Source organism: Rhizobium lentis (assembly GCF_017352135.1).
Taxonomy (GTDB): domain Bacteria; phylum Pseudomonadota; class Alphaproteobacteria; order Rhizobiales; family Rhizobiaceae; genus Rhizobium; species Rhizobium lentis.
In genome coordinates, this window is the sequence record NZ_CP071458.1 from 198413 (window position 1) to 215100 (window position 16688).

A 16688-nucleotide genomic window follows, 5' to 3' on the forward strand; every position below is an offset into this window, starting at 1 on the left:
AAAGGGATTGCGGCGCCAAACGCGCCGGGAAAACCCGCGCAAGCGATGCCGCGATGAACATTTCTGAATCACTTCAGCTTATTCTTGATCCACTCATGGCTGGTCATGCCTTCCGGTGGGTTCACCCTTTCTGGAGCGTAGCGGATCACATCGACGAAGATCAGCTTGCCATCGACGGTTTTGGTGCGGCCATAGACCATTTCCTGCACAGCCTGGTTGCCCTTGCCCAGCGACATCTTCACTTCGCCCGAGGGACCCTGGAAGGTGGCGCCCTTGAGAGCAGCGGCGATCTCCTCCGTAGTCGGCGTCTTGGCGGCATCGCCGCCCTGTGCCTTCTCATAAGCGAACTTCGCCGCAAAAAGCGTCTGCACCATGTGGTAGGACGGATAGCTGGGGGGCGTGGCGGACTTTGCGTTGTAAGCGTTCTTGAACCAGCCGTTATAGGCGTTCTCCGGTGCAAAGATACCATTTGGACCGCGGGCGCCGATGATGGTGCCATCTGGGATTTGTTTGGCCTGTCGATGGATCGCCGTTTCGCCTGCCGTCAGAACGACACTGGCGTTCTTGAACAGGTCGCGCGGCGCTCCCTGAAGCACGAGACCTTCAAGGTCGCCACCCCAGAAGCTCGAATGAATGATATCGGGTTTGCTGCCAAGGATTGCGGAGATTTCGGTATTGTATTGACCGGCCCCGAGCTTCGGCATCTGCGACGTCGTCAGCGTCACTTCGGGGCGAAGGCTCTTCAGTGTGCCCTCGAAGTCGTTCCACGCGTCCTGACCCCAGGCGTAGTTCTGGTTGATGCCGGCGTAGGTGTTGAATTGCTTGACTGTCTCGTTGACGTAGAGCGCGGCACCGACGTTGTCCATCGTCGCGGTTGCAACGGGGCGGAATACATATTCGTAGTCAGCTTCCTCGAAGATACGCGGCGTGCCGCAATCGAAGAGAAGTGTCATGGTCTTCAGTTCTTCGGCAACAGGCGCGACCGCAAGACAATCGCCTGAGGATGTGTAGCCGACGATCATGTCTACGCCCTGCTGTTCTACGAGGTTGCGTAGTTCGGAAACCTGCTTGGTGGTGCCACCGGCCTCGTCGATGACGACGAGTTCGATTGGACTGCCGCCGAAGCCGGCCTTGTCATACGGCGCCGGGAGCTTGCCACCAGCATTGACCTGCTCGGCGAAGACTTCGGCGGCAATCTTTGCGGGGATGCCGAAGGGACCGGCCGGTGCGCCGGAAAGGAACGTCACGACACCAATCGTGAAGGGCTTCGACTCCTGAGCCATGAGACTAGCGGGGGCGGTGGCGGACAGAAAGATGGCTGCAATGGTCAGAGACCACGACTTTTTCATAGGTTTCCTCCTCTACGGCAAATTGCCGGATCTGATGCAATGACACATGCCCTTGCGTTGCAGGCAGAAGCGTCCTCTCACGCTGCGGTTGTGCAACTGAGTTCATTATAATGAACTCAGTTCATTACTGTGTATATTAAAAATTGCAACCAGCGTCAAGATGCTGGAACAACTGTCCAGCCAACAAGCGAGTACAAGCCGCGGCGCAAACTGTTCCGAAAGGGAAAAAGAACCGTAAGGCGCACGAAGAACCACTGAATATGAGGACGGCTTCTCGTGAACTCCCCGAGAGCTCGATGCTCGGCAAAGCTTTCATCAACAAGTCGACACGGAGAAGATTTTCGTTAGCCTGCTTATGCAGCTATTCTCGACTGAAGGGGAAACCGCGACATCGATCACCCGACGGTTCACACGTCAATATTGCATCGGAGTGATAGTGAGCCCAGATGAACGATTTTTGCAGCCCTTCGGTTCGAGGCTGGGACTGCGTTGGGGTCAAGGAACAGACGCGCTGCCAAACGGAGCCACCCCACCTGGCCTCCCTCGGTCGGCAATGAATTTCCGCCCTCGCCAAATGCTACGCTATCATTCGTCACGGAAGTGTGATGAGCTGTTATGCCCCAATTGCTCAGAAAGAATGGCGGCTGATCTGCGCATCGTCTCTCCGAGTGACTCGATGAGCGCCGGAGTTGTTTCGCTTTCCAGAAGGCTGATGGCAATGCCGGCAACCGCGCATCGCGTGTGATCCCGCACAGCGGTGCCGATGCAAATCATCCCTTCGCGAACCTGACCGTTATCGATCGAAAAACCGCGCGTACGGATGTCAGCTAGCTCCTGCCTTAGCAAGCCAAGATTTTTGACGCTTCTCGAGGTGATGGGCGGAGGAAAGTTTGCGCTGAACAGCGCCTCGAGTTTATCTTCCGGCATTTCGGAAAGCAGCATTTTGCCGGTCGCGGTAAAGGTGGCAGGAAGACGCATTCCAATCCGGAAAGTATGGCCCAGGGGCTGGTCGGAATTTCGGCAATCAATATAGACGACCTCGTCACGGTCAAGAGTTGTCAATGTGACTGTGTAAGGCGACAATGTGGTATCGGAAGCGAAGTAATTTCGGAAAATCGAGACAATGTCCATCTCGGACAGAAAGCCGTGCGCCCAGCGCATAGGATGGGGGCCGAGGCGGTACGTGCCGTCCTGTTTGCGAACGAGCAGGCCAAGCTCAATCATGACACCAAGTAGCCCGTGCGCCGTACTCTTTGGCAGCGACATCGCCCGTGTGATGTCGGCGGCCGACATTGCGTCGCCAGAATTGGTGACAAGATCGAGGATCGAAACCGCGCGCCTGAGCGCCGGAACAGAATCGACGGATTTTCCGACCGCAGTGTCTTCCCCTGCGGCGCGTCGTGTACTTGACACTTCGAACACCCCCTGATAGTTCAATATAAAGATATTAGTTCAGCAAATTGAACTATATGTTCGGAAGAGGTCATGGTCAATCTAAAAAAAACGGAACTCCTGCGCGATCGATGCCTGATAGATGGCAAGTGGGTCGCCGGCTCTCAAAACAACATCGCCGTTAAGAACCCCGCGACGGGGGAGATTGTCGGCACCGTTCCTTCACTGGAGGCGGCAGATATTGAGCAGGCGGTCGTAGCGGCCGAAATGGCGTTCCGTTCGTGGAGCGCGCTTTCAGCGAAGGAAAGAGCGGCCGTCCTGCTCCGCTGGTTCTATCTGATAATAGAAAACGCGGACGATCTGGCCGCGCTGATAACGGCTGAACAGGGCAAGCCGCTGTCCGAAGCCAAAGGGGAAATGCTCTACGCCGCCTCCTTTATCGAATGGTTTGCCGAGGAGGCAAAGAGGGTCTATGGGGACATCATACCTCCACCAACCACCGACAAGCGCATCCTGGTTTTCAAGCAGCCCATCGGTGTCTGCGCAGCAATCACGCCGTGGAACTTCCCGGCAGCAATGATCACACGTAAGGCGGCGCCTGCGCTGGCTGCCGGTTGCACCATGGTTGTGAAGCCGGCCGAGCAGACACCCCTCACGGCGCTGGCTCTCGGCGTTCTAGCCGAGCAGGCGGGTATTCCTGCTGGCGCTTTGCAGATCGTGACAGGAAAAGCACGCGAGATCGGCAAGGTGCTGACGGAAAGCGACATAGTCAAAAAACTGTCTTTCACCGGATCGACCGAGGTGGGGCGAATTCTCATGGCGCAGTCGGCGCCGACGATAAAGAAACTGTCCATGGAGCTCGGCGGCAACGCACCCTTCATTGTTTTCGACGACGCGGACCTCGATGCCGCCGTCGATGGGGCCGTCACTTCAAAATACCGCAACGCTGGTCAGACCTGTGTCTGCACAAACCGTATCTACGTGCAGTCGGGTGTTTACGATGTCTTCGCTGAAAAGCTCGCGGCGAAGGTTTCTGCACTGAAAGTCGGTGAAGGCACGCAGGTGGATGTAACGATTGGACCGCTGATTGATGCTGGGGCCATCGCCAGGATCGAGAACCATATTAGCGATGCGATCGCGAAGGGCGCGAAAGTGGTCGCAGGTGGCAAGCGACACAGCCTTGGCGGGACATTCTTCGAACCGACTGTCCTGACAGGAGCGACACAGGCGATGAAGATCGCCCGCGAGGAAACCTTCGGGCCAGTCGCGCCTCTCTTCCGCTTTGAGACAGAGGAAGAGGCGCTCGCTATGGCCAACGACACGGAATTCGGATTGGCTGCCTATTTTTATACTGAGAACATCCGCCGGACATGGCGAGTGGCCGAAGCACTGGAATACGGCATGGTGGGTCACAATACCGGTCAGATCTCGAACGAAGTGGCGCCATTTGGCGGCGTCAAGCAGTCCGGCCTCGGACGGGAAGGCTCCCGTTACGGAATCGATGACTATCTGGAAATCAAATATCTGTGCTCGGCCATCGCTTAAACGGCTGACAACGAGGGAGGAGTTAATGACGATCAATCCATTCGAATTTCGAACTGTCCCATCCATGGAGATGGCTTGGGGCGGAGCGAAGCGAATAGGTGAAATCATCGCTGCGCGATTCGCTGCGCGTAAGGTGCTTTTGGTCACCGACGCGGGCCTTGTGAAGGCTGGGATGATTGCACCCATTGCCGCCAGTCTGGAGGCGGCTGGTTTCAGTGTGGCGATTTTCGACAAGGTTGTGGCCGATCCACCGGAAAGCGTTTTGTATGGTTGTGTCGAGGAGGCGCGGCAAGTCGCAGCCGATATTGTCATTGGTCTCGGTGGTGGCTCGTCCTTGGACATAGCCAAGCTAGCGGCGGTGCTGCTATCAACAGAACAATCACTCGCCGATATGTATGGTGTCGGCAAAGTTCAGGGCGCGCGCTTCCCGCTCGTTCTCGTTCCGACGACGGCAGGCACAGGTTCCGAAGTCACCAATATTTCCATCATCACCACCGGCGAGACGACCAAGATGGGGATCGTGTCGCCGCAGCTATACGCGGATTTCGTGCTGCTGGATGCAGAACTTACCGTCGGTTTACCGCAGGTTCACACCGCCGCAACTGGTATCGATGCGATGGTGCACGCCATCGAAGCCTATACCAGCAAGCACAATAAAAACCCGCTTTCGGATGCGTTGGCACGCGAAGCCCTGCGGCTGCTCGGCCGCAATCTTATCGCTGCCTGCAAGGAGCCTTCCAATCGGGATGCTCGTGAAGGCATGCTTCTCGGTGCAACTCTTGCGGGCCAAGCCTTCTCTAACTCCCCAGTGGCTGCCGTCCACGCATTGGCCTATCCGCTGGGTGGACATTATCACATTCCGCATGGTCTTTCGAACGCTCTGATGCTCGGCCCAGTCCTTCGCTACAATGCACAGGAGGCTGCCCCGCTTTACGCCGAGCTTGCCGATGTGCTTGGCGTCACGGGAAGCGGCGACGCCACGGCCCGTTCGGAATATTTTGTTGCCCATATGCAGGTGCTGATGGATGAAAGCGGCGCGCCGCGACGGCTTCGCGATGTCGGTGTAACCGACAACAGTCTCGCCATGCTCGCCGCTGACGCAATGAAACAAACCCGCCTTCTCGTCAACAATCCGGTCGAAGTCCGGGAAGAAGACGCGCTTGCCCTTTATCGGGAAGCCTTCTGAAGCTTTCCGCAGAAATTCACCGTTCAAATCACCGCGGGAGGATCCAATATGACGGATATCAGACTTTACATGCTTCAGTCCGGCACCCTGAAATGCAAGGTGCACAACATCAAAATGAATCAGGGAAATGGCGCTGATTACGAAATCCCGGTTCCCTTTTACCTCATCACCCATCCCGACGGTCACACGATCATCGACGGTGGTAACGCCATTGAAGTGGCAACGGACCCGCGCGGCCATTGGGGCGGTATTTGCGACGTGTACTGGCCCGTTCTTGACAAGGACAAAGGCTGCGTCGATCAGGTCAAAGCTCTCGGCTTCGATCCGGCCGAGGTTAGATATGTCGTTCAGTCCCACCTGCATCTCGACCATACCGGCGCGATCGGCCGTTTCCCGAATGCCACGCATATCGTGCAGCGGGCCGAGTATGAATATGCTTTCACCCCCGACTGGTTTGCCGGTGGCGGCTATATCCGCAAGGATTTCGATCGCCCGGGTCTGAAATGGCAGTTTTTGAACGGCACTCAAGACGATTTCTATGATGTTTATGGTGACGGCACGCTGACGACGATCTTCAGTCCTGGCCATGCGATGGGCCATCAATCCTTTCTCGTCCGCCTTCCCAACAGTGAGCCGCTGCTTCTGACGATCGATGCGGCCTACACTCTCGACCATTGGGAAGAAAAGGCCCTGCCTGGCTTCCTCGCATCAACGGTGGATACCGTTCGCTCTGTACAAAAGCTGCGCACAATCGCGGAAAGGACGGGGGCCAATGTCGTCACCGGTCACGACCCGGATGCGTGGTCGAGCTTCAAGAAGGCACCAGAGTATTACTCTTGAGAAACCGCCGGGCCACAGCCGCGTCATAATCCTATAGAGGGCGAATACGCCTCTTTGGAACCTGAGAATATCAGCGCAATTACGAAAGCCCAGCGTGTTCGCGATGTCTTTTGCGGAAGAATGGGGTTTTGGACCCGGATCTATTTGAGCTCCAGTGACAAGCAAACCGAGGCTGAGGCGACCACTTTGCTTCATTGGTAACCCAACGAGGGAGAAATAAATGCGTCTGAAAATACTCATCACTATTGCCATGATGGCCGGCCATGCATTGGCGTACGAGCCATTGGTTGAGAAGCGGGAATTTACCCTGAAAAACTTCGTGACACGTGGAGGCAAGACGGTTCCCGAAATGCGGTTGGGATATGAAACCTATGGCACGCTGAACAAAGCCAGAGATAATGCCATCCTGATTCCGCATTTTTTCAGCGGAAGCAGTCACGCGGCGGGGAAATATAAGGAGGAGGATGTAAGCGCCGGCTATTGGGATGCAATCATCGGATCGGGCAAGCCCATCGATACAGACAAATACTTTGTCGTGTCGGTCGACACACCGGTCAATCTCGGTGCCAACGATCCGAACGTCATCACCACCGGCCCGGCGACGACCAATCCCAAAACAGGAAAGCCTTGGGGTATGGATTTCCCGATCATGACGATCGGCGATTTCGTTGATACGCAGAAAGGGCTGATGGAGCAACTGGGGATTGGGAAATGGCATGCTGTCATGGGCGCCTCCATGGGAGGGCTGCAAAGCTATGAATGGGCAGCACGCTATCCCGACAAGTTGGAGCGGGTGATTCCAGTCATTTCCTCTGGTTGGGCAGACGCGAATCTTATCGCGTGGCTGGACGTATGGGCGTCGCCGATCAAACTGGATCCAAACTGGAACGGTGGAGATTATTACACCGGCCAGGCGCCAAAAGCGGGGCTGGCTCAAGCCATGAAGACTTTAACACTGCAGGCAAATTCGGCAGAATGGACCGACGGCACATTTGGGCGTGACTGGGCCAGAGAAGGTGCGGATCCCGGGCAGAGTTGGGCGAATGACTATGAGGTTGTCACGAAGCTGAACGAGGCGGGCGCAGCAAGGGTAGCCCAGTTAGATGCGAACCATTTCCTTTATCTGGTGCGCGCCAATCAATTGTTCGTCGCTGGACATCCCAAAGACAGCCTGTACAAAGGGCTCCTGGATATCGAGGTGCCCGTGATGCTGATCTATACCGATGAAGACCTGATTTTTCCTGGAAATGCAGTGCGAGAGACAGGAACGATTATCAAATCCGACGGTACGCCAGTCGAATTCGTCGAATTGGAAGGCACGCGAGGGCACATGGATGGCGTGTTGAGCATTGCTCAGGCAGGAGAGCGAATTCGAGCATTTCTTGAGGTCAAGTAGGAGCGGGCGGGCCCTCCCTTTTCCTTAAGCCGAGCCAGCAGATGCTGCCGTCGTCGTGGCTGTAGTCGGCCACACCCGCCGTGCTCGGGGTCCATAAATCGGAAAATTAGTGGTCTCCGGCAAGTCCAAGACAGCCGAGGTGGTCCGCTACGCTCTCACTCGTCGCGAGGCGCCATCGAAAACGATGAACTGCGCGTTGCCGCCAAGCTCGGCGCCGCCTTTCATGATCTCGTTGGCGCCCTGGAGCATCAGGATCTTGCCGACATTGGTCGCGCCGGTGAAGGTGAGCTTGCGCACCTTCTCGTTCTCCGTGAATTTCGTGCCGATAAATGGGAATCCTCGGAAAGCACGACCATGAAGACACCAGTCGACAGGCCTGCGCGCTCTGCAAGCAGTGCGAGCGATGTGCCGAAAGCGGTTTCCTCGGTAGTGATCGGTGCGAGGAAGCGGATGATGTGGCCCAACGCCGCAGGTGAGCAGGATCAGCCCTTGAAAGGCGTTTCTCGCTGACCTGACTGATAAATTCGCCAGCGTCGCTGTTGCGAGTAATCGAACACATGGCTATGAAATCCCACACTGATTTCGATCTGCCACGGGTATTTTTCTCCAAATGTGCCCGTGTCTTTCCCTTTGCGAACGCGTTTTGCAAACAATGCAGCGTTCAAGACGCTTCCTTGGATCGAGCGTGCTTATAACCGGCAAAATTGCGGCTGAACGAAAGTGCCGAGATGAACCACAAAAAGAAAATCTATCGCGTTGCGGAGGCTGCACGTCTAGCGGGGGTTTCTGCATCGACACTTCGGCTTTGGGAGAAGGAGGGTCTCATCGTACCGGATCGCTCGGAAAAGGGCCACCGGCGGTACGACGCTGACCACGTTACGCGGTTAAAGCGTATCGCATCGCTCAGAAAAGACAGACGACTCACCATCGCGGGGATCCGCGAAGATCTCAGGAAGTCTTCGCCAGAAACGGGCACGCCTCGGGACGCGAGTGATGCCATTCCGGAAATGAAGAAGCGGAAGCAGCTCGAAGACGAAAACGCCCGGTTGAAACGGATTGTCGCAGAGCAGACGCTGGAGCTCAATATGTTGCGGGAGGTCCATTCGCCGACACGTCCAAGGCCTGCTCGGAAGCGGGAGGGGTGAAGGACATGTGCCGGGATTAGATGGTCTCGATCCGGCGTGTGTGGGCCGTTGAACTTCGATCGAACCACCTACCACTACACCTCTCTCCACGCCGATCAGGCCGGTCCGGAACGTCGTATTCGTGCGATCTGCGAGACGCTTGTGCGGTAAGGCTATCGTTGCTTGCATGTGCGGTGTCGCTGGGTTCGGTCATGGCTCATCCCTTTCCTGGTTGTGTGGCGACGCCGCCTGCACCTTCGGCCGCATCGCGCTGTGCCCTGAGGCGCGCAGCTCCCGCCTCAGTTCCGTGATCTGGCGCGTCAGCTCGTCGAAATCCCGCTGGCTCGGAACGCCGAACAGCTTGGCGCTGTCGGTCATTTGCTGCTGGCGGGTGCGCAGGTCCAGCGCGGCGCGCAGCAAATCGCGCTGCGCGGCGAGGAAATCCTTAGAGCGCAGGTTGCTGATCAGTTCCTTGTTCGCAATGTCCCTCCACTTGTCGAAAGCCTTGCGCCAGCCGAAATCCTTGGCGTCTCCTTCCTTATCAGCGTCACTATCAAGGCAGCACGATCAGCGCCGCGATCCGATCCGGCGAAGAGCCATGACTTCCTTCCAAGTGCAAAACCCCTGAGCGCGCGCTCGGCGGCATTGTTCGTGAGACAAATCCGGCCGTCGTCGAGGAAAGACACGAAGCCGTTCCAGCGCTTCAGCATGTCATCGATCGGCTCTGCGACCGGAGAACTGCGCGACAGTTTTGCCCGCTCGGTTTGAAGCCAGCGGTGCAGTTCGCCGACAAGCGGCAGACTGTGCTTGCGACGGCGCTCCAGGCGTTCCGCTGCGGCTCCTAGTGTTTGCACTAGGACTTCCGATGTTCGTCTCAACCTCGCAAGACGGCCCTGACCGGCTTGCAATTACCCATAAGTAGCTGACTCGTCTACGAAAAGCTTTCGCTGAAATCTTGAATCGAAAGAATCACTTGTGATTCTGTGTCGAGCACCTGATTCTCTTAAGGTGGTGCTTTATGTCGGTTCGAGACGATGTGATGGCTGATAATGACGGCCATTGGAGCAAGCAGGAAATAGACGCGGGGTCTTTCAAGGATGCTCGCCTTGGCCGACGCTGCACAGAACTTTTACGACAGCTTGGAGAGCATATGGGCGGCTCCATTCCTTTCGCCTGCCAGGACTGGGCCAACACAAAAGCCGCGTATCGGTTTTTCTCCAACCCGAATGTTGAGGAAGGCGATATCCTTCACGGCCATTTCGCCGCGACCGCTCAACGCTACGATGCTTCCAATGGTCCGATCTTGGTGCTGCAGGACACGACCGAGTTTACCTATCAGCGCCGTAATCCGCATGCCGTTGGCTTTACGCTCAACAGTGGCCGTGACAAACAGGAGCGGCTGCGCCACCATACGGTCTGCGGGATATTGATGCATTCGAGCCTTGCGGTGACCTTGGATGGGCTACCCTTAGGGTTGGCAGCCGTCAAGTTCTGGAGCCGCGACAAGTTCAAGGGTACGGCTCAGCTCAAACGCAAGATCAATCCGACACGTGTTCCGATCGAAACCAAGGAAAGCATCCGTTGGCTTGAAAATCTGTGCCAATCCGTCGCGCTTCTCGGTCAGCCAGACCGATGCATTCATGTAGGCGATCGCGAAAGTGATATCTACGAACTCTACTGCCTGACCAAGGAGCTTGGCACGCACTTCGTCGTGCGCACCGTCGTCGACCGGCTGGCTGGCAACGGGGATCACACGATATCGGCTGAAATGCGCGATGTTGAAACTGTCGGCCGGCATCTCATCGAAGTTCGCGCCGACACCGATGAGGTCACCAAAGTCCACCTGGACATCCGATTCAAACGGATCCGGGTGCTGCCGCCCATCGGCAAGAAGAAGCGATACCCTGCTTTGGACCTTACCGTCATCCACGCGGTAGAGCCCAACCCTCCGGCCGGCCGCAAGCGCATCGAGTGGAAGATATTGACGGATCTTGAGGTGCATAGCTGCGAGGAGGCAGTCGAAAAAATCAAATGGTACGCGATGCGCTGGAAGATTGAGGTCTTCCATAAGATCCTCAAGTCCGGTTGCCGGGCTGAAGATGCAAGACTACGAACGGCCGATCGACTGGCAAACCTCGTCGCCGTGTTTTGCATCATGAGCTGGAGAGTGCTCTGGTTGACAATGCTCGCGCGCACAGCGCCCGAAACACCGCCAACCGCGGCCCTCACCGAACGGGAAATTGAAATCCTCGATCAAATGGTCAGCAACGCAGGCAACCGGCAAGCGACGCCGGGATCGCTAAACTTCTATCTCACCAAACTCGCTCGTTTAGGTGGTTACCTTGCAAGAACATCAGATCCGCCACCGGGAAATACGGTCGTCTGGCGCGGCCTCAGCCGGCTGACAGACGTTCGCCTCGGAACCGAAATGGCGGCCACACTCAGATGTGGGTAATTGCAAGCTTCACCGGATGCATACCTTCGACGCTTCGAAAGCTTCGAAAGCTTCGAAAGCTTCGAAAGCTTCGAAAGCTTCGAAAGCTTCGAAAGCTTCGAAAAACATGGCCCGATTTTACGCCATGTCAATCGAGCCGACGTTGTTTGGGGAGGCCTGCTTGACGCGGCGCTGGGGGCGCATCGGCTCCGGTGGCAAGAGGGAAGTCCACCATTTCCCTCGGGAGGAAGAGGCGGTCGCACGGATACAAACCGAAACCCCAGTGCGGCCAGAAAACGATGGCCTGATTGGCGACCGGATCAGGCGGCCGACTTCACATCGAACTCGAAATGAAGCTGGTCATAGGGGTATTCGACGCCGGCGTCAGTCCGGTCCAGGACACCCGCGTTGACAAGCGTCGTCACGTCCTTATGGACGGCCTGCACGTCCCGGCCGACACGTCGGGCGACTTCCCGTATCGCCAGCGGCCCCTGCCCTGCCATCGCCTTCACGATCGCAAGCCGCGGCGGCGCAAGAACCCTGTGCATGTCGTCGTAGCTTGGAAAATTCACCGACGGCGTAGCGGGAACGACGACGCCTTCCAATGCCTTCTGCCCCGCATTCACGAAGCGGGCCTTGGCATCGGCAATCGAGCTTAGTCTGATGACGAGCGTCCTCATGCGAGTATCCTTTCCATGTCCGCCTGAAACGCATCGAACAATGCTTCCAGCGTTGTGACTATCGGTTCCTCGATATAACCGAGATGGCGATGATCGCCCTTGCCGCGCTCATTGTCATAACGCATGACGCACTCGCCGTTGACGATCAGCGCCAGACGATATTTGAAATGGTGGTTGCTGCCGGGCACGGGTATCGGCACATGCCACAGAACCGTTTCGAAAAATGCCGTATCGCTGACGACGGTTCTGGATTTTTCGATCAGCACGGCTTCCTTGTTGTTTTTAATAACATCACCCATCGTTGTTGTCAAGAACAACAGCGATGGGCTGTCTTGCGCAGCAAAGCCGGCGCCGGGGTTCGACGCCCCGATGCAGGCTCCAGGAGCGCGTGTTTCGGCCAAACCGTTCCTCTCGAGAAGGGCCGGTTCCGGCCTTCCTCTCCTGATCCTCGATCATCCCCGTCAATTCCCCGCGTCATCACCGGGAAGGTCGCCGTTGGTTGATCGCGGCGGCTAGCTTGTCGATACCCTGCGCATCGAGGGCGGCGAATTCGCCAACCCGCATGACAGATATTCCAAGTCGTTCGGGCGGGTTTCCGCATCGCGCCAGAAGATCAACGCGGCGGTAATGGTGGCCCGGTCCACGGGGTCAAGATCGATGCGAACGTTTCGCAATGTCGGCATGGGCGATCCTCCTATGAGCCCTTCGAAAAGAGCCGCATGATGCGCTTGCGCGTGAGGCGGTCGCGGGTGGTCTTGAAACCGCTCGATCTCGTAGTCGGGCATCCAGCCGTCTTGCAAAGGGTGCGGCGCGTTCCGATAGCGATGCTCGATCGCGGGACCGCCGAATAGGTCGGGCTGTATCCCGGCAAGCCGTCGCTGATGTTGCGCCTTCCGATAGTCGGCACGCCATTGACCGTCCGCGCTCAAGGCGGGGCGGTCAGGTTCGTTTTCGGTTCCGTGCCGCCGATGGGAGTCCTCTACGCTCTTATCACCCATGATGAATGTCCTGCAGATCGAGGGATAGCTGCGCCGCGCCGGCCGCAAGGCGGCGTGCTCGCGGTCGATATGAAGCTCGGCGGCGCGATGACCGGACGGACGCTTGCACCATGTTCCCGCCTTCACATGGCATGTGGGGCAAGGGACGCGGGTGTCGGGATGGTCGGGCCACCCCTCCCCGCAACGGGAGCAACGAAACCGCATGGTCAGAACGCGAAAGCAGCTTGGCCGCTCGCCTCCATGTAGGTGCGCCGGCAAATTGCGGAAAGATCGCGATTCCCGGTGGTGTCCGCGCATCACCAGAGCACCGGAAACTCCTCGAACCCGCCAGTGATGATCTCCTTGCGCAACTTCAGTTCTTCGGGCGCCACGGCCAGGCGCAGCCTCGGGAAGCGCTGGAAGATCGAACCGAACACCACCTTGAGTTCCAGCCTGGCAAGCGCCTCGCCGAGGCAGTAGTGCGGCCCGTAGGAGAACGCCAAGTGCGGTTTTTCGGCGCGTCCGATGTCGAAGATTTCCGGGTCGTCGAAATGGCGTGGATCGAACGACGTCGCCGGCAGGCCGACCAGGACCTTGCTCTCCGCGGGAATATGCACGCCCGCGATGGTCACGTCGGTCCTCGGATAGCGCATGATGCCGTCCCAGCCCGCGCCCGGCGGGTACATGCGCAGGATTTCCTCCACCGCCTTGTCCACGAGGGATGGATCGCCGACCAGGCGTTCGCGCTGTTGCGGATGGCGGAACATGGCCAGCAGGCCGAATTCGATCTGTGCGACGGTGCTCTCGTGCCCCGCCACTAGTATGCCCGCGGCCAAGCCGATCGCCTCTTCCTCGGTCGCCTTGCCCTGGTCGACCGCCGCGAGCAGATCCGTCAGCAGGTTGTCGCCCGGATCCTGGCGCTTGCCTCGCATCTTGCCGCGAATGTAGGTGCGCAATTCTTCCCAGGCCAGGAGCGCCGCGCTACGCGGGCCGCTTTCATGCTGGTGCGTCATCACTTCGTCGGACAGCTCGGCGAAAAAGGCGTGATCCTCGTAGGGCACGCCCATCAGCGCGCTGATGACCATGGCCGGAAGCGGAAAGGAGAGGTAGTGTCGCAGGTCGGCGGGCTGGGGCTGGGCCGCCAGCGTCTCGAACAACTGCGCGGCGATCGCCTCGATTTGCTGCGCGAGCAGCTTCACCCTGCGGTTGCTGAAGGCCGGCGCCACGATCGTGCGTAACCGGGCATGCTCGCTGCCCTCGTGCGAGCCCAGCCACCCCGGCGAACCGAGAATCACCGTAGCCGGGGTGAATGCCGCCGCCGGCATTCCCGAGGGCCGGAACGCCGCGTCGGACAATACCGCCTTAGCTTCCTCGTAGCCTGTTACCCACCAACCTTCGTGCCCGGACGGGAAGCGCACGCGGTGGATCGGACCGTTGGCGCGTAACGCCAACATCTCGGGCGAGGGCTCGATGTGATTGACGCGCCACATCGGCAGCGTCGGCAAGGATTGTCCGGACATGATGGCACTTCACTCTCTATGCGATGAAAGGGCGGAAGGTGACCGGCAAGCGCTGCCGGCAGCCAATGACTTAAGGCGGCATGTAGCAGACGTCCTACGCGGCGATTGTCGGCGCCAGATATTCCACCGCACGAATAGCGGGGAAGTACCGGCATGACGCGCTGGACGTATTGCAAGTGTCAGCAGGAACCGCAATCGTCTTCATCGCCTTGCTCTACGATGTGTCTTCTTACGATTTCCTCATCCCTCTTGAGGAGGTTGAGCACTGCTTCAGCGTCGGCGAAGACCACCTCCACATCCTCGCGTGAGATAACGAGGCTGCCGCCTCGCGCAACGCTTCGCTGAACGAGACGGCGCACCATCTCCTTGACATAAGCCGCGCTGCCGCCCTTTGAACGGACGACGGCCTCGGCCAAAGCTCCCGCCTGAAAGTTCAGGGCATGACCATATTGCTTGAACAGCCGCTCGCGGCAATCGTCATCAGGGTGAGGAATCTCAAGCGCCGCATCTACACGGCCCGAACGCGAGGCGAGTGCCCCCTCGAGGGAGTTCAGCCGATTCGTGGTCAGGAGGATGAGGATGTCCGCGTCTGTGCCGAGACCGTCCATCTCGTTCAACAAGCGGTTCAGGCGGGTTTCTGCCTTTTGGCTCGAAATATCTTCGCGCGAACGGGCGACTAGATCCGCATCCTCAAACACCATGATGCATGGCTGCAGGACACGAGCCAACGCGAAGTATTCCTCCATATTCAGCATCTGCTCAGCCGTGACCAGAATTGTGCTGTGCTCGGGCAGGTTGGCAGCGATATAGTGGACGACATGGGTCTTGCCGGTGCCAGGATGTCCGTGGAGCAGAATACCCTTGCGTCCCGATTGGCCGAGGCGCTTCAACTCGTCCCGGTATTTAACAAAATCGAAGATGTGCGTATCGAGCTGGGTCATAGTCGCCTTGGAAAGCACGACGTCGTTCCGGCTCACCGCAGGAAGCTTGTGCACCCTCATTGTTTCGTGAGTGCCCCCGAAGTCATTGAACTCGAAAGAGACAGCCTTGTTGCGATAATATCGGGAGCTCTTGCCCTGCGCCTGGATTGTGCGCAGAAAGCCCTTGGCGAAGACATGACCCACCTCATTGGGCAGATGAGCTATTTCGACCTGGACCTTTGTACCATACTGAGTAAGGAACTTCGACAGCATGACTGCTGCAGGCATGTCGTCGTCGATCGTTATTAGCCAGAGACCGTTGTTAAGCGAAGCATATGGCTCATCTTCGCCAATGTCGATGTCCTGACTCTGCACGGGCGTCAGCCGCACGACGTGTTCTCCCTCACAAATGGTCAAGTCTGACAGCTTCATCGGGAAAATCTCGAACTTTTGTTGGAACCCCAAGAGCTCAGGGGACCAAGGTGCGACTAGGTCCTCGATAATGGTTTGAAGATCTGGCAGGAGATGTGCGGTAAACTGCCGACGTGAGCTCACGAGAACTGCCAAATCATTGGTCTTGAAATGGCGACGAAGTTGCTGCCACACAAAGCTATCGGATTCACTCAAGACGATGTTCCTTTGAAAGTGGAGTGGGGTGGAAGGCCTGGGTCTCTAAAAGCAGCATTCGCATCAGGTTTCTCTCCAAACGCTATTCGGCAGATATGGGTCTTCGGAGCTCGCCATAGGGCAACAGCCCCAGAGTGCAAGCTCGTAAAGTGTCTGCTTCTAGCCGCCGCCATGGCGTTGGCCGCCTTGAAGAGCTCGGCCGGTCCGTACAACATGAAGCGTATGCGCTGCGTGCGTGGGCTCATTTGCTAAGTCCCCTGGATTGGGAGTTCGCCTTACCTGCAGTCCTGGAGCACGAAGCCTGTGACATATAGATCGGGGGACGGCCCCAAACCTTGGATACGATGTCCATTACCTCCGCATTGGTGGAAGTCAGCGATTCGATCGCTTGCTCGTACGCCGATCGGCCTACCGCTCCCCCTGACAGCTCATACAACGATCGGTTTTTGAGCCACGCTTCCCGTATCGCGTTCGATTCACCCTCGCGCCTCTGCGGGCAAAACTTCAAAGCCTCTTTCAGACGGGCCGAAGCGTGATAAGCACGGAGTTCGTTGATCTGTCGAACCGTATAGGAGCGTCTTGCTGGGATCCCTAGATCCGGTGTTGGCCCCAGCCCATCGTTTGACAATAGCCGCAGATAACTGCCCGACACGCCGAGAATCTCGGCAACCTCGCCCAAGGAGAACGAGCGCGAGGTC

The 16688-nt window shown here is 57.7% G+C and carries 14 protein-coding genes and 5 pseudogenes; 8 read left to right on the forward strand and 11 right to left on the reverse strand.

Annotation, left to right across the window (positions count from 1 at the left end):
* Positions 1–68: 68 nt before the first annotated feature.
* Together J0663_RS30755 and J0663_RS30760 are read right to left on the reverse strand one after the other, a co-directional pair.
* Positions 69–1349, reverse strand: a complete 1281-nt coding sequence (locus J0663_RS30755) for an ABC transporter substrate-binding protein (protein ID WP_207246267.1) — start codon at positions 1347–1349, stop codon at positions 69–71.
* A 585-nt stretch (positions 1350–1934) separates the two neighbouring features.
* A complete protein-coding gene (locus tag J0663_RS30760; RefSeq protein ID WP_207246268.1) occupies positions 1935–2762 on the reverse strand; it encodes an IclR family transcriptional regulator in 828 nt (275 codons plus the stop codon).
* A gap of 72 nt (positions 2763–2834) precedes the next feature.
* Here J0663_RS30760 and J0663_RS30765 point away from each other — a divergent pair, with 72 nt between their 5' ends.
* The 4 genes from J0663_RS30765 (at position 2835) to J0663_RS30780 (ending at position 7708) form a co-directional block, all read left to right on the forward strand.
* Positions 2835–4286, forward strand: a complete 1452-nt coding sequence (locus tag J0663_RS30765) for an NAD-dependent succinate-semialdehyde dehydrogenase (RefSeq protein WP_207246269.1) — start codon at positions 2835–2837, stop codon at positions 4284–4286.
* 25 nt (positions 4287–4311) lie between these two features.
* A complete protein-coding gene (locus tag J0663_RS30770) occupies positions 4312–5472 on the forward strand; it encodes an iron-containing alcohol dehydrogenase (RefSeq protein WP_207246270.1) in 1161 nt (386 codons plus the stop codon).
* 48 nt (positions 5473–5520) lie between these two features.
* Entirely contained in the window at positions 5521–6312 is a 792-nt protein-coding gene (gene attM, locus J0663_RS30775) for an AttM family quorum-quenching N-acyl homoserine lactonase (RefSeq protein WP_207246271.1), read from the forward strand.
* Positions 6313–6532: 220 nt separating this feature from the next.
* Positions 6533–7708 carry an E22 family MetX-like putative esterase gene (locus J0663_RS30780; protein WP_207246272.1) on the forward strand — a complete coding sequence of 392 codons (1176 nt, stop codon included), beginning with the start codon at positions 6533–6535 and terminating at the stop codon, positions 7706–7708.
* 168 nt (positions 7709–7876) lie between these two features.
* Here the strand turns inward: J0663_RS30780 and J0663_RS30785 are convergent.
* Positions 7877–8112, reverse strand: a pseudogene (locus J0663_RS30785) (aldehyde dehydrogenase family protein); the annotation flags it as partial.
* Positions 8113–8190: 78 nt separating this feature from the next.
* Complete coding sequence (locus J0663_RS30790) at positions 8191–8373, reverse strand: hypothetical protein (RefSeq protein ID WP_207246273.1); 183 nt, start codon at positions 8371–8373, stop codon at positions 8191–8193.
* 63 nt (positions 8374–8436) lie between these two features.
* On the opposite strand from J0663_RS30790, the pseudogene J0663_RS30795 reads away from it, so the two are divergent.
* A pseudogene (locus J0663_RS30795) lies at positions 8437–8706 on the forward strand (MerR family transcriptional regulator); the annotation flags it as partial.
* A 3-nt stretch (positions 8707–8709) separates the two neighbouring features.
* Positions 8710–9000 (forward strand): annotated as a pseudogene (locus tag J0663_RS31570) (IS3 family transposase); the annotation flags it as partial.
* 42 nt (positions 9001–9042) lie between these two features.
* Here J0663_RS31570 and J0663_RS30800 read toward each other — a convergent pair.
* Positions 9043–9315, reverse strand: coding sequence for a poly(R)-hydroxyalkanoic acid synthase subunit PhaE (locus tag J0663_RS30800; RefSeq protein ID WP_207246327.1), 273 nt, complete (start codon positions 9313–9315; stop codon positions 9043–9045).
* 56 nt (positions 9316–9371) lie between these two features.
* A pseudogene (locus tag J0663_RS30805) lies at positions 9372–9671 on the reverse strand (IS66 family transposase); the annotation flags it as partial.
* 200 nt (positions 9672–9871) lie between these two features.
* Here J0663_RS30805 and J0663_RS30810 point away from each other — a divergent pair.
* Together J0663_RS30810 and J0663_RS31575 are read left to right on the forward strand one after the other, a co-directional pair.
* Complete coding sequence (locus J0663_RS30810) at positions 9872–11287, forward strand: IS4 family transposase (protein WP_207246274.1); 1416 nt, start codon at positions 9872–9874, stop codon at positions 11285–11287.
* 106 nt (positions 11288–11393) lie between these two features.
* A pseudogene (locus J0663_RS31575) lies at positions 11394–11525 on the forward strand (WGR domain-containing protein); the annotation flags it as partial.
* A gap of 61 nt (positions 11526–11586) precedes the next feature.
* Here J0663_RS31575 and J0663_RS30820 read toward each other — a convergent pair.
* The 5 genes from J0663_RS30820 to J0663_RS31580 form a co-directional block, all read right to left on the reverse strand.
* Complete coding sequence (locus J0663_RS30820) at positions 11587–11946, reverse strand: HVO_A0114 family putative DNA-binding protein (RefSeq protein ID WP_207246276.1); 360 nt, start codon at positions 11944–11946, stop codon at positions 11587–11589.
* Positions 11943–12245: a toxin-antitoxin system TumE family protein gene (locus J0663_RS30825; protein WP_207246328.1), complete on the reverse strand. Its 303-nt coding sequence runs from the start codon at positions 12243–12245 to the stop codon at positions 11943–11945. Before J0663_RS30825 ends, J0663_RS30820 begins: the two co-directional genes overlap by 4 nt.
* 213 nt (positions 12246–12458) lie before the next feature.
* Positions 12459–12944 (reverse strand): hypothetical protein, encoded by a 486-nt coding sequence (locus J0663_RS30830; RefSeq protein ID WP_207246277.1) that lies wholly within the window; start codon positions 12942–12944, stop codon positions 12459–12461.
* Positions 12945–13240: 296 nt separating this feature from the next.
* Positions 13241–14443: a cytochrome P450 gene (locus J0663_RS30835; protein ID WP_207246278.1), complete on the reverse strand. Its 1203-nt coding sequence runs from the start codon at positions 14441–14443 to the stop codon at positions 13241–13243.
* A 179-nt stretch (positions 14444–14622) separates the two neighbouring features.
* Positions 14623–15990, reverse strand: coding sequence for an AAA family ATPase (locus tag J0663_RS31580; RefSeq protein ID WP_246590481.1), 1368 nt, complete (start codon positions 15988–15990; stop codon positions 14623–14625).
* Positions 15991–16688 lie beyond the last annotated feature (698 nt).

Bases quoted from the DNA above. Each gene is read 5' to 3' on its own strand.
- J0663_RS30765 (WP_207246269.1), top strand. From the start codon at position 2,835: ATGGTCAATCTAAAAAAAACGGAACTCCTGCGCGATCGATGCCTGATA.
- J0663_RS30830 (WP_207246277.1), bottom strand. From the start codon at position 12,944: ATGGGTGATAAGAGCGTAGAGGACTCCCATCGGCGGCACGGAACCGAA.
- attM (WP_207246271.1), top strand. From the start codon at position 5,521: ATGACGGATATCAGACTTTACATGCTTCAGTCCGGCACCCTGAAATGC.
- J0663_RS30825 (WP_207246328.1), bottom strand. From the start codon at position 12,245: ATGGGTGATGTTATTAAAAACAACAAGGAAGCCGTGCTGATCGAAAAA.
- J0663_RS30755 (WP_207246267.1), bottom strand. From the start codon at position 1,349: ATGAAAAAGTCGTGGTCTCTGACCATTGCAGCCATCTTTCTGTCCGCC.
- J0663_RS30810 (WP_207246274.1), top strand. From the start codon at position 9,872: ATGGCTGATAATGACGGCCATTGGAGCAAGCAGGAAATAGACGCGGGG.
- J0663_RS30820 (WP_207246276.1), bottom strand. From the start codon at position 11,946: ATGAGGACGCTCGTCATCAGACTAAGCTCGATTGCCGATGCCAAGGCC.
- J0663_RS30835 (WP_207246278.1), bottom strand. From the start codon at position 14,443: ATGTCCGGACAATCCTTGCCGACGCTGCCGATGTGGCGCGTCAATCAC.
- J0663_RS30780 (WP_207246272.1), top strand. From the start codon at position 6,533: ATGCGTCTGAAAATACTCATCACTATTGCCATGATGGCCGGCCATGCA.
- J0663_RS30770 (WP_207246270.1), top strand. From the start codon at position 4,312: ATGACGATCAATCCATTCGAATTTCGAACTGTCCCATCCATGGAGATG.